The 12978-nt window shown below is 50.0% G+C and carries 11 protein-coding genes; 2 read left to right on the top strand and 9 right to left on the bottom strand.

Annotated elements, in window-relative coordinates; genetic code table 11:
* Positions 1-414 precede the first annotated feature (414 nt).
* A complete protein-coding gene (tig, locus tag P6M73_RS12140) occupies positions 415-1728 on the bottom strand; it encodes a trigger factor (RefSeq protein ID WP_277853314.1) in 1314 nt (437 codons plus the stop codon).
* Positions 1729-2197: 469 nt separating this feature from the next.
* Here tig and P6M73_RS12145 point away from each other — a divergent pair, with 469 nt between their 5' ends.
* The gene (locus tag P6M73_RS12145) at positions 2198-2845 is read left to right on the top strand and encodes a hypothetical protein (protein ID WP_277853315.1); all 648 of its coding nucleotides are present in this window, start codon (positions 2198-2200) and stop codon (positions 2843-2845) included.
* 305 nt (positions 2846-3150) lie between these two features.
* Positions 3151-4680 carry an IS1182 family transposase gene (locus P6M73_RS12150; RefSeq protein ID WP_277853062.1) on the top strand — a complete coding sequence of 510 codons (1530 nt, stop codon included), beginning with the start codon at positions 3151-3153 and terminating at the stop codon, positions 4678-4680.
* A 196-nt stretch (positions 4681-4876) separates the two neighbouring features.
* Here P6M73_RS12150 and P6M73_RS12155 read toward each other — a convergent pair whose 3' ends face one another.
* The 8 genes from P6M73_RS12155 to P6M73_RS12190 form a co-directional block, all read right to left on the bottom strand.
* Positions 4877-6148 (bottom strand): ISL3 family transposase, encoded by a 1272-nt coding sequence (locus P6M73_RS12155; RefSeq protein ID WP_277853316.1) that lies wholly within the window; start codon positions 6146-6148, stop codon positions 4877-4879.
* A gap of 242 nt (positions 6149-6390) precedes the next feature.
* Complete coding sequence (locus P6M73_RS12160) at positions 6391-6900, bottom strand: hypothetical protein (protein ID WP_277853317.1); 510 nt, start codon at positions 6898-6900, stop codon at positions 6391-6393.
* Between the two features lie 22 nt (positions 6901-6922).
* Positions 6923-7753 (bottom strand): GNAT family N-acetyltransferase, encoded by an 831-nt coding sequence (locus P6M73_RS12165; RefSeq protein ID WP_277853318.1) that lies wholly within the window; start codon positions 7751-7753, stop codon positions 6923-6925.
* Entirely contained in the window at positions 7741-8541 is an 801-nt protein-coding gene (locus tag P6M73_RS12170) for a sugar phosphate isomerase/epimerase family protein (protein ID WP_277853319.1), read from the bottom strand. The genes P6M73_RS12165 and P6M73_RS12170 overlap by 13 nt, the downstream gene beginning before the upstream one ends.
* On the bottom strand, positions 8541-9326 hold the full coding sequence (locus P6M73_RS12175; RefSeq protein WP_277853320.1) for a hypothetical protein: 786 nt from the start codon (positions 9324-9326) through the stop codon (positions 8541-8543). Before P6M73_RS12175 ends, P6M73_RS12170 begins: the two co-directional genes overlap by 1 nt.
* A gap of 139 nt (positions 9327-9465) precedes the next feature.
* A complete protein-coding gene (gene thiI, locus P6M73_RS12180; RefSeq protein ID WP_277853321.1) occupies positions 9466-10614 on the bottom strand; it encodes a tRNA uracil 4-sulfurtransferase ThiI in 1149 nt (382 codons plus the stop codon).
* A complete protein-coding gene (locus P6M73_RS12185) occupies positions 10611-11747 on the bottom strand; it encodes a cysteine desulfurase family protein (protein ID WP_277853322.1) in 1137 nt (378 codons plus the stop codon). The genes thiI and P6M73_RS12185 overlap by 4 nt, the downstream gene beginning before the upstream one ends.
* Entirely contained in the window at positions 11744-12901 is a 1158-nt protein-coding gene (locus P6M73_RS12190; RefSeq protein WP_277853323.1) for an alanyl-tRNA editing protein, read from the bottom strand. Before P6M73_RS12190 ends, P6M73_RS12185 begins: the two co-directional genes overlap by 4 nt.
* Positions 12902-12978 lie beyond the last annotated feature (77 nt).

Genomic DNA, 12978 nt, shown 5'->3' on the forward strand with positions numbered 1-12978 from the left:
TGCCTATGATCTTATTATTCCTTCATGATATTAAAATACAATTAAGGTTTTTCTGAGCAAGCATCCGAAACAGAAGCCTGCACATTATAGTATTTTACCACAAAATGGAGTGTTTTCCCAGCAAATCCCTCGGCTTTCTCTTCAACTCGCCGGCTTTATCTTCAACCCGGGCAACCCTTCCTCAAAAAAATAATCATCTGCTCCCGGTCCGTCCATGATTCCACACGAAATCCCGTAAGCTATTTCTTGCCCTGTTCATCAATTTTATTTCAGACACGGCCCTCTGCTGATTCTGATTTTCCCGATGAGCGCATGAACCGGCCTGGTAATTCCTCACGATGGCCCGGAGGATGCGGCAAAAAAACTGCTGCAATCGGGATTCTCCAGATCACAGCAGCTGATTCCTATGAATGGTTAGTTATGGGCCATCGGGTCCTGGCCTTCGACGAATTTGACTTTGCTTACCAGCTCATCAAGTACTTTCTTGAGCTTGACATCGCGCTGTACGCCTTCCTTATTGGACTGAACCAGCGTTTCCGCGAATTTTTCATCCTGGTTGTAGGCTTTGGCATATTCCTTGGCTAACTCCAGAATCTCTTCCTCGGTAACTTCAAGAGCGGACTGATCCAGCATTTTTTCAATGACAAGTTCAGATTTTGCCCGTCTGACGGCATTGTCTCTCATCTGGTCGCGAGTAGCGGCTTCAGTTGAACCGGTGAGTTCAAAATAAGTCTCCAGTTTCATTCCCTGGTAGGACAGTCTCTGTTCCAGGTCCTTCAGCATCAGATCCAATTGACGTTCAACCAGCGCTTTGGGAACTTCCAGTTCTGTCTTTTCAACCAGGCTGTTCAGAGCTCCCTCACGGGCAGCTTCTTCCATGTGTCTGGTGTGGTCTTCCTTCATGCGGCGATGGATGTCGCCTCTGAGTTCCTCAACGGTTTCGAACTCGGATACTTCAGAAGCAAATTCATCATTCAGCTCCGGCAGTTCCTTGTACTTGACATCGTTGATCTTCACCTTGAAGGTGGCTTCCTTGCCATTGAGATGGTCTACACCATATTGTTCCGGGAAGGTGACTACTACATCCTTCTCATCGCCGACTTTCAGTCCTTCGAGCTGCTCTTCGAAGTTGCCGATGAAGCTGCCTGATCCCAGTTCAAGCTCATAGCCTTCGGATTTTCCTCCGTCAAAAGCTACTCCGTCAATGGATCCGTCGAAATCGAGATTTACGAAATCGCCCTTTTCAGCTGCCTGTCCCTCTTCCCGGGAAACAAGACGGGAACCTTCCCCGCGCATTCTTTCCAGTTCAGCATCTACATCCGCCTCAGAGAAGGGGTGGTTATGCTGTACCACTTCCAGTCCGTCTACTTCCGGCAGGGCGAATTCAGGAACAATTTCTACCACAGCGGTATACTTCATTCCCTCTTCTTCACTGCGGTCGGTAATGTCGATCTGCGGATAATCCACCGGATCGAGCTTGCTTTCCTGAATGATTTTGAAATAGGACTCATTCAGCGCAAAGTTATCGGCATCCTCATAAAGAGCCTCAACACCGAACTTTCTCTTTACCATTTCGTAAGGTGCCTTGCCCTTGCGGAATCCCTGAATCTGGAAATATTCCCGATTCTTCTCAAAGGACTGCTTTAAGTGAGCCTGATATTCTTCCTTTGATACGGTCACATCAAATTTCAGCTTGTTGCTGGATACTTTTTCAATTTTATAATCCATTTTTTCCTCCTCACAGTCCTTCTGAAAGGACGTGTGTTACTCATGCTAAATCATGCCTAACAATTATACCATAAATATGATTTTACTGAACACGAAAAATCAACTGGAAAAATCATGAAACTGGGAATTATGAGATTTTCAAGTTAAGCATTCAATGAAGCTTCTCTGACGGCAGCACTTCCTCATCCATTGGGATTCCCTAAGGAATATCCCTGGGCAGAGTCCAGTCCTCCAAATCGGGCTTACAGCCATTGGACCATACGATCCTCCCACTGCCTGATTCCACCAATCCGCGATCAGTCGTCAGGGACTCCCTGCTGCGATTTTTGAAATCCCCTGACCGGTATTCTGAATGCCACATTTTTCCCTCATTTTCGCTTTAACTTTCCTGATACTTTTCCGAGTGAGAGTAGTAAATTAAAGATGAACCAAGGAACTCCAACCGAACGAATGAAAGGGGAAAAATCAAATGAAGAAAAATCTAATTACATTACTCACCGCAGTGGCTGTTACCGGATCACTATACTTTGCTCCCACAGTACTGGCCTCCAGCCCTGTTCAGAATCAGTCACAGGACCAGACACAGGTCCAAAGCCAGATTCAGTCTCCGGCAGAAACAACCGAAACGCCCGTCCTGGCCCGTGAGTCAGCACAGGTTCAAAATCGCTACGGCGCTGAAGCCGGCGGATCCAACTTTGAAGATAAGGGCCAGGACGGTGTCTGCGACAATCTGGGCGAAGGTACCCCCATCCGCAAACGCGATGGCAGCGGCAGCCAGTCCGGCAGCGGCACCAACTTTGAGGATGCCGACAAAGACGGCGTCTGTGACAATCTCGGCGACGGAACCCCTGACCGCAAAAGAGACGGATCCGGCAGCCAGTCCGGCAGCGGCACCAACTTTGAGGATGCCGACAAAGACGGCGTCTGTGACAATCTCGGGGACGGAACCCCTGACCGCAAAAGAGACGGATCCGGCAGCCAGTCCGGCAGCGGCACCAACTTTGAGGATGCCGACAAAGACGGCGTCTGTGACAATCTCGGGGACGGAACTCCTGACCGGAAAATGGACGGATCCGGCAACCCCGGCGGTTCCAAGGGCAAAGGCAGAGGAAAATAATTCCCCTGGCAGTGCAGTCTTCCCGTTCCGATTTCACCGGAACAGTGATCGGTTCCATGAAGTTCGATCCATGGCAGTCTGAGCAGGGTCATTCAAGGGACATGCAAGAAGGTGCTGTTGCAAAATTGCACCCAATAAAAAAGATCTATCGGAGATCCCAAGTGGATTTTCGATAGACCTTTTTCGTTTGTGAAAAAGCTTTGAACTGGCTCGTAGAGCCAGTTCAAGTGAGTTATAATTAAGTTACAATGCAAAATCTAACTCACTTTAATTTTAATCAAAAAGTCCCTGCATTTCAACTGAGAATGAACTTTAACGTGGAGACCTACATTCCTGAAGATAACAAGGTCCGCCTGGTGTGCAATGTTGTTGAAAAGATGAATCTGGAACCCATCTTAAGCACCTGCTCCCGTCGTGGCAGAAAGCCGGTTGTTGACCCTGTGACCATGTTAAAGATCCTGTTGTTTTGCTACAGCGAAGGAATTTTCACCGCCCGCAGCATTGAAGACTTTTGTATTTATGACGTTCGAGCGCATTATCTTCTCGAAGGTCATAAGGCACCGGATCATTCCACTATCAATCGATTCCGCAATTCGTTGGAAGATCACACCACAGAGCTTCTTACCCAGTTCGTTGAGATGCTAATCGAAGAAGGCCACATCGACCTTGAAAGCATCTTTATCGATGGCACAAAAATTGAGTCGATGGCAGGCCGGTACACGTTTGTCTGGCGTAAAAGTATCGAAAAGAATCAACAAAAGCTGGCGGAGCGAATGATCAAGGAACTTAGTTTACCCGAAAAAAGCAATCTCCAAGAGATCATACAGACGGTGCAGAGGGAATTCGACCACATCCGAAACACCTGCAAAAAAGAGCATATTGTCTTTGTTTATGGCATCGGCAAACGAAAAACGCAGCTTCAGCGCGATTACGAACACTACAAAGAAGTATTGGAAAGGTTTCATGCCTATTGTGAGCATCTGCGCATCCTGGGCGTTCGAAACAGCTATTCCAAAACAGATCATGATGCCACCTTCATGCGGATGAAAGAAGACCACATGCTGAACGGCCAACTCAAGCCTGCCTATAACATCCAGTTCGCCTCTAGCGGAGCATTCGTCATCGGCGTGATGGGCAGTCAAAAAAGCAATGACCTCCATACCATGATCCCCTTCTTCAATCAGATGATGCCACGGCTAGGAGCTTATCTGGATAAGGCCGTCCTGGATGCCGGTTATGAGAGTGTCGAAAACTATGCCTACATCGATGAGCATGGATTGAGAGCCTACATCAAGCCAGCAAATTATGAAAAATCAAAAACCAAAAAGGTTCGTGAAGATATCGGTCGCAAAGAAAACATGGAATATCTGGAGGGCGAAGACGCTTATCTGTGCAAAAATGGCAAGAAGTTGATTCGAATGAAAGACTCCGTGCGAAGGTATGATTCCGGTTATGAAGACACCATCCGAAATTACCGTTGTTCTGAATGCAGTGGTTGTCCGTTGAGTAAGCAATGCATCAAGAGCCGAAAAGAGACTGAACCGACCAGTAAATCCATCAAATTCTCCCCAGCCTTTGAGGCGTTCCGACGGCAGTCGCATGAAAATATCACGAGTGAAGATGGCGTCATTCAGAGGATGAACCGATCGATTCAAGCAGAAGGACAGTTCTCTAAGCTAAAAGATGGACTTCGCTATGAACGGTTCCGACACTGTGGCCTGAAAAAAATAGTTTCGGACATCACCCTGATGGCTATGGGGATTAACCTTAACAAGCTCCACAGCAAAATTTTAAAGCAGCAAAAGGGTGTAATCCTTTATAAAAAGACAGCATAAGTCAGGCGAGACCTAATTTTCTCGAAGGCTTGTTAAGTGCGCATAAAAATAGCACACTTAACAAGCTTTCTTAGAATTAAGCAAAAAGTTCATACGATTGTTAGTTCGGCTCTTCAACAAATAGTGTTGGTAAGGGTAAAACAGAATAATTAAGCGATATTCAGTCGTAATCAGGAATGGTTGCGGCTGATTGCTTTTAAGCAGCAAATTTGATCTTTCCACCATACACCAAAAGAATTCTGGCGCGGAAATTATCATAATTGCGGTAACCATAGGCGATTCGCTTTAAGACCTTGATATTGTTATTGTTCGCCTCCATCGCACCGTTGCTGTAGCCTGACTCCAACGCGTTCACGATATATTCAGTGTACTTTCTCATTGTCCTGTAACATTTTTTCATCAAGGGATGGATTCCCTGAGGTTTTACTCCGATAAACGCCCGGAATGCTTCCGCATCATTCCGTTCAAAGATGCTCACCAGTCTTTGATAGAATTCCCAAGTGTTTGACAGCCCTTCGTTTTGCGAGAGAATCACATCCAGTAGATACCCCTTTGTTTTCCATGTCCTGAAATGACTTACCCAAAGGGTTTTCCACGGATCAAGGCGTTGGCTTGAAATCATCGGGATTCGCCAGAACTTCTTGAAAGTCTTATAGATTATCGGATCGGTCAGGCTCTTCATGACCTCTACGCGGCAACTGTTAAGAGCTCGGTTGAGTGCTTGCACGACGTGGAACTTGTCCACACAAATCATCGCTTCAGGAAACAGATCTCTCGCCAGGCCCATGTAAGGCTCATACATGTCTGTCGTGATATATTCCACCTGTCCTCGAACTGCTTCACTGTATTGACCAAAATGCTTCTTTAAGAAGTCTTTTTTGCGATCCGGACAGATGTCGATAATCTGATGGTTGTGGCCATCCACGATGGAGAGGGCCAGCGGGGCGTTCTTGAGTGTGGATACTGCTCTGAATTCATCCAGAGACATCACTCTGGGTAGGCTGGAAAAATCATGAGGCACCAGCTGGGCCCAGTTGCTAATCTGTCGCTGCACAGTGGGCCAGGACACGTGGTGGCGGACAGCAATGTCCTTCACGGATATTTTAGTCAGCGAATCCTTCACCAGTTCCAGTTTTAAGACATTGGAAAGATAACAGCCTTTGTCAGTAAGGTTGGAAGCCGAGAAATAGGTTCTGCTACAGGAAGAACACCGATAGCGTTGTTTTTTCAGGCGGATGTAGCAGGAATACCCGAAAGCCGGCAGCATACGCACATAGCTAATTCTCCAGCCATAGCCGATTCCTGGCTGCTGACAGTGAGGGCAGGGACAGGAAGGCATTTGTTGCAAAGCTTGGAAGACCATGCAGCGTTCGCCTTTAACCTCGTTCATGAACGGTTCTGGGAAGGCTGGATCCGAAATAACCCCTTTAATTTCAAGCTCTTTTAAGATAATATCTAACTGAGACATGGAAAAACTCCTTTGCAATGTGGTGTGGTAGCTTTATTGTACAGTGAGTCTCATGTCTCATTTTATTTTATGTACAAAAAAGGTGCCAGTGATTACTCACCAACACCAAAAATTGTAGAGCCGTTAGTTCTGAATAACGAAAAAGGAGTTGTTGCTCATCTAGTTACCTAGTTTTGCAACAGCTCCTTCTTTTCTGTCTTTCCAGAGATTCTCTGAAGCATTCAAACAATGAAATCATTGACTTATTTTTTCTGCCTGGTTTTTTCGCGCAGGCCTTCGACCAGCTTCTCATCGGCAATCTCAAACTGATCCTGCTTCAGGTTTTTTCGAATCAGCTCCATAGTTTTCTCGTAATCCTTCATATCAAAAGTCATGACATTGGTCCAAAATTTCCCAACGCTGTGAAGTTCAAATTCCTGGCCATTCTTCCGCTTCACGATTTTTGCAAAGCGCAGAGCCCGCCAGGGCGATGCCAGAAAAATCCGGTTCATCGAAGTCAGTCCATCCCGCGAGATTCCGGTTTTCGCGAAGGTCGCGTACATTAAGCCCGCAAGGAGGGCTCCGATCACATAATGAATGGGTTCGGAGGAACCAAACAGCGTGACCGCCGCCACCATTACAAGACTGATGATCAGGGAAGTTTTTTCGACCACTGTATTTTTAGCTTTTACCGTCAGATTCATCCGGCGATATATTTGGAGCGCAATCATCAGCCCAATGGCGATGGCAATTCCAATATTGAATTTATCCATGTTTCACCTCAACTAAATTTGATCAGGAATGGTACGTGGCGATCGCCAGTTCCTCCTGGAAAAAGTCTGTAAAGCCGGCTTCCCGGAATATCTTCTCCGCAGTGATGTTCTGCGGCCACAGGTACAGCGGCAAGCTGGATTCCCGCCGATGCATGTCAACGATGGTGCTGATCAGTTCACGGGCATAGCCCTGACCGCGCAGCTCTGCTGCGGTTTCCGCTGATGCCAGCCTGGCTACGCCGTGATCTCCGTAATAAATCGTAACCATGGAGACTGCCTTCCCCTGAAGATACCCGACCAGAACCCGATAGCGCCGGCCCATGATGTTTCGTTTGATTTCTTCCACGGCCTGGCCGTTCCCGTCGGGAATAAGAATGTCTTCGGCAACGCGCGGATCCCATTCGGTCAGCTCCCGAATTTCCAACTTGCCGGTGGGCTGAATTCGATTGGGGTTTTCCAGGAGCATGAATCGGGTCGGCGCAAAAAGCTGAATATCATAGCCTTTGATGCGAAACTCCGTGGCATGATCCATGAAGTAGCCTTTTGTAAAAGGCTGCCTGACTCTGGGTTGAATGCCCCGTTCGAGATAAAACTGGGTGATCGCATCCAGAGCCCCGGGCAAATCCTCGACCTGATCAGGAAAAATAATAGCATGGTTCAGATACGGGTTATCCGGATCCGACTGGTCGTGGTAAATGAGGCCGAAAGGCTTTTCTTCAAAGTTTGAAATATATTTGGGATAATCCATTTCTGTCCGGAGGATCCGGTCCATCAGATCAGGATGGACCCGGTCCTCTTCCAGCGCTGGCGTTGCGCCAGCGCTGCCTGCATGTCTCTCTGTCATTTTTTCCATATTGCCTCCGCCGCGTCAGTCAGGATTCTGCTGCCTGCCATCAAATCGGCCTCATCCTTAAAATTTTGGCGGTACAGCTCAAGAATGCCGTTGCCCGCATAGCCCATCGCCTGAAGATGGCGAAAAAAAGCAGAAAAGTCAAACGTCCCCCGGCCAGGCAAAAGACAATTGTCGGTCGCATTATGGTCATTGAGATGAACGTTGATCAGGTCCTCACCGAGAACCTCAAGAAAGTCGTAGGGATTTACCCTGGCACGAATTGCCTGCTTGATGTCAAAGGTATGCAGCATCCGCTGCTTCATCCGGGATTTCATTTCCCGCAGGAAAGCCGGATCCCCTGAGGCCAGATATGCGACATTCTCCTGAGCCAGGCGAACTCCCGCTTCTCCGGACAGTTCATAAAGCTCATCATAGCAGCCGGCCAGATGATCGTAATATCGGGGATCCGCCATATTGCGCGGAACTCCGTGAAAGGTATAGATGTCGCTCCCCAGCCCGCGGACACACCGGAGGGTATTCCGGAACAGCTTCAAAAAATCCTGGCGCCGGCGCGGCAGCAGATCGAACAGACAAGGCTCCATGATCATGCTCATGACATGAACTGAATTTACGGTTATGCCATAGCGGTCACAACGATCTCTGAGCATGGCGATGAATCCTTCCTCCATTTCGGAGTAGGTATTCAGAAAGATTTCCACCGAGTCGATGCCAAGGGCGCCGTAATGGTCAATCATGTCCTCCGTATTCATCTCCGGAAAATAATTTGCCGTTGAAAGCCCTATTTTCATTATTCTACCTTCAGTTCCGGCGTCACCAGCTTCGTTACGGCATCCAGTCGAACCCGGTAACCGTCCTTTGTCCGTTCCATCAATTCCAAATCCTCCGCCCGGGTTCCGCTGACAAGCTGAAACTTCTTATCCTTCAAATCGTAAGACCAGACATAAAAAGGCTTCAGCGCCAGAGCGACCTGAGATTCAAACAGAATGAGGTCCTTTGTCAGAAATCTGGCATTGCGCATCCAGATAAAGCCGTCTTTTTCGATGTAATCCGTTCGCTTCAGCTGCCCCTTTTGGGAGTGGCGGTAGGTATTGAACGAGTGATCCTCCCCCGTCAGGTCCTGACCATAGAGGGTCAGGGTCTGAGTTGAGGTTTCATTGATCAGGAGCCTGCTCTGATCAGGGGACAGATCAAAGGAGAAGCTTCCGGCCGGCCCGGCCGCCCCGAGATAGCGGATCCCCTGTTCCGTCTTTTCATAACGAATCGCAATAACGGACCCATCCGACAGCGGATGATCCGCGGTCAGCGGCTGTGGTTTTGTTTGCACACTCGTGAGCGGCGGTGCCGTTTGAGCAGGCGTCGTCGCCGGTTTGGTCCCCGTCGGGATGGTTGTCTGCACCGTCTGGGGAAACTTGCCGCCGGCTTCCTGAAACTCTTTGACCTTCCCGTCCAGATAGGGCAGGAAGAACAACAGGAATAAAGCCAGTGAGGCTAGAAACAGCCAAAGATTTCGCCGCAGTCGGTGCTTTTTCTTCGCTTTGTTGTACCGATCGGAATAGATGCTTGGCTTTTTCAAGCTGACTCACCGCTTTCCCGCATCAGAAGCCGCGACTCTGAAGGAATCGCCGGACCGGTGCTGTCGTTCTGATACAGCTTTGTTCCTGATGCCACAGACCTGACTTCGAGCCGGATGCGCAGCCTCTCCTTGCAAGTCATCACAGGTCGATCACCTCCGCCTGATCCAGAGAGGTCCGGACCAGTGCTTCGATATCCAGAACAGCCTCGTGAGCCTCAATTTCAGCCAGTCTGGGCTTGGTTTTCGGATGCTTGGGAACAAAGATCGTGCAGCAGTCTTCATAGGGCAAAATGGAGGTTTCATAAGTGCCGATGGAGTGCGCTATATCCATGATGTCAGTCTTATCCATTGCTACCAGGGGACGGAATACCGGGCGATCCGCAACAGCATCCGAAACCACCAGGGATTCCATGGTCTGACTGGCCACCTGTCCCACCGATTCCCCGGTGGTAACGGAGTGGATCTTATACTTGGCGGCTGCGGCACAGGCCAGACGCATCATGAACCGCCGCATAATGATCGTCAGTTCGTCCTCGGGGCACTTTTCAATGATTTCCATCTGAATCTGGGTGAACGATGGAATAATAAGACGGAACTTCCCGGTGGACGCTTTGAGAATGGAGGCCAGTTCCTTGACTTTGTCCTTGGCCCGCTCTGAGGTGTAGGGATGGCTGTGATAGTAGATGCCTGTCACCTGAACGCCGCGTCGAGCCATGAGATAACCCGCGACAGGCGAATCGATGCCGCCGGAGAGCATCAGCATGGTGGATCCGTTGGATCCATAGGGCATGCCCTTGGCTCCTTCCAGTTTCTTTTTATAGATATAGGCCTTGCTGCGGATTTCCACTTTCAGGGTAACCTGGGGATCCCGGACATCCACGGAATAGCCTTCCGTGCTATTCAGCAGGATCCCTCCCAGTTCCCGGGAGATTTCCATGGAATTCAATGGAAATTTCTTATTGGCCCGGTTGGTGACCACCTTGAAGGTGGTTCCCTTGGGATAGCTCGTCAGGATCTGGATCAGGTGGTCCCCGATCCGATCCAGATTCGCATCGGTTTCCTCGACCAGATCAACCTCCATGACGCCAAATACTTTCGCGACCTTTTGCGCGACCCGTTCGCCGGCTTCAGTTTCGATGAACCAGCGCAGCTGGTCCCGTATCAGTTTATAGTCCTCGCCGTCGAGGACCCCGCGAATATTGGCCATCAGGCGGTCTTCAAAAATTTTCCGGTTCAGCCCCTTGAGAAAAATCTCGGGTGCGTATTTGATTAAAATTCGTTCACTCAACTTTTTATCCTTCCGGCGAAGGCCAGGGCATATTGAAACCCTGCCTTGGCCTCTTCAATTTCAGCCATGGTATTGGTATCGGAAAAACAGATCCGGATGGATCCCTTAATTGCTTCCTTGTCCAGCTTCAGAGCTGTCAGGACATGGGAATCCTTTAAATTTTTGGATGAGCAGGCCGAGCCGGTCGATACGCAGATCCCCTTCTCCTCCAGCAGGCGCAGCAGGATTTCAGCGCGGATGCCCCGGAATGAGACATTGAGGATGTAGGGCGAGAATCCCTCCTCATCGCCGTTGAGCTGGAACCGGTCGGCGGGATCTTCTTCCCGGAAGAATCCGAGTAAAGAGGTCTTCAGCGCTTCCACCTGCCGGCGGTTTTCCTCCAGGTGAGGCAGAATCAGGTCGCAGGCCTTGCCAAAACCCGCAATGTAGGGAACATTATGAGTTCCGGCCCGCTGGCCATCCTCCTGACCGCCGCCATGAATAAGACTGGTCAGGCGAAGTCCCTTGCGCACATAAAGCATGCCGATCCCCTTGGGACCATGGGCCTTATGGGCCGAAGCCGTGGCGTAGTCCAGATTCATTGCGCGCACGTCCAGCGGAAATTTCAGAAAGCTTTGCACCAGGTCCGCGTGGAATCGCGCCCGGCTGCCTGACTCTTGGATGATCTGGCCGATCCGGGCCAGATCATTGACTGCTCCGATCTCATTGTTGACGTGCATGATGCTGACCAGCGAGGTGTCACGGGTCAGATTTCGGCGCAGATCCTCCAGATCAATCCGGCCCTGACCGTCCACGGGCAGCCAGGTCACCCTGGTTCCGGATTCAGCCATGGCCCGCAGTGTATTGCGCACGCTGGGATGCTCGATCTCCGTGGTAATGATATGGCCGCCTGCAAAGTGCTTCAGAACCTGATTGTTTCCTTCTGAGGCGCAGGAGGTGAACAGAATCTCACCGGGCTGAGCACCGATGACCCGGGCTACGGAAGCGCGGGCCGAGGTCATGATGTCCTGGGCCTGTCGGCCCAGGGCATGAAGAGACGACGGATTTCCGAATTCTTCATCCAGCACCCGTTTAATTTCAGCGGCCACTTCCGGAAAAACCGGGGTTGTCGCGCAGTTATCAAGATATATCATACTGATTCCTCCAACAGCGCCTTCAGCTTTCGGCCAAAGGTCAGTAATTCTTCCTTTGTATCGGCAATTCCCTGAAAGGAATGCGGTCCGCCGCCCCCTCTGACTCCGGGAATCTTATGAGACCGGAACAGTGCTCCGGCGGCCAGACCGTCGCGGTACAGGCTGCCATAAATCCTCAGCTGCCGCATATCCAGCAGTATCGCGTCCTTTTCCTGGCGGCCCAGTTCGGAAGCCAGAATTCGGATCAGTTCTTCTTCCTCATCCAGCTCCTGGTATACCAGAGCTTCATTGTATTCGTTCAGCTGCAGCATTTGCCGGGCCAGCTTGGTCCTCAGTTCCGTGATGGTTCTGGCGTCTTCCTGGGTCTGCTCCAGGAGCAGACGCACGCGGAACGGGATTTCCGATTCGTGAATTTCCAGCTGCTCCTTCGCGTCCTGAACGATGCGGACAGCTTCCAGGGCAAAATCCAATGCCCGCTTCCCAAACTGGAAGTAAACGCGCGACCCGGACTTGTGCTTCTCCACTTTCCGGATAAAAAAGAAAAGCAGATCCGACGTGGAGTCGACATGAGTTCCGCAGCAGGCACTGACATCCAGATCTCCGATTCGGATCACCTGGACATCTTCCTGAAGATCCACTACTTTGCGCAAACCGAGCCGATCAAGCTGATCCGCTGATTCAATGAAGAAGGTCACCGGAATCCCTTCCAGAATGGCTGAGTTGACCTGATGCGCCACATCTTCCAGAATATCTTCCACGACGGGACAGTCGGTGTCAATGGTAGCCGTCTCCTGGCCAATGTGGAACCCTACAGTCTGCAGCTGATGATCGCGCAGCAGAATCGCTGACAGAAGATGCTGGCCGGTATGCTGACGTGACATTTCCAGACGATGTTCTCCATCAATCTCGACTTTGACTCGCATGCCCACAAACAATTCGGAAGGATCCGTGACTTCATGCCAGATCCGTCCGTCAATCTCATGCAGCGACAGCACCTTATGCCCTTGAATCGTTCCCTGATCGGAGGGCTGACCGCCCCCTTCCACAAAAAACTCCGTCCGATCCAGTACGAGGTAATGCCGCCCCGCTTCCTGATGGATCTGCGTGATCAGTGTATAGTATTCCATTTCTGCATGGTTGTTCTTAAAACTCATGGCCGCCTCCTGTGCTGGATTATCGGACTTGCCCCTCTGCCGCCTGAAACCGGAAGAGGACATCCTGCCTGACAATA

The organism is Anaerococcoides asporogena (genome assembly GCF_029590275.1).
Taxonomy (GTDB): domain Bacteria; phylum Bacillota; class Clostridia; order Clostridiales; family Clostridiaceae; genus JG1575.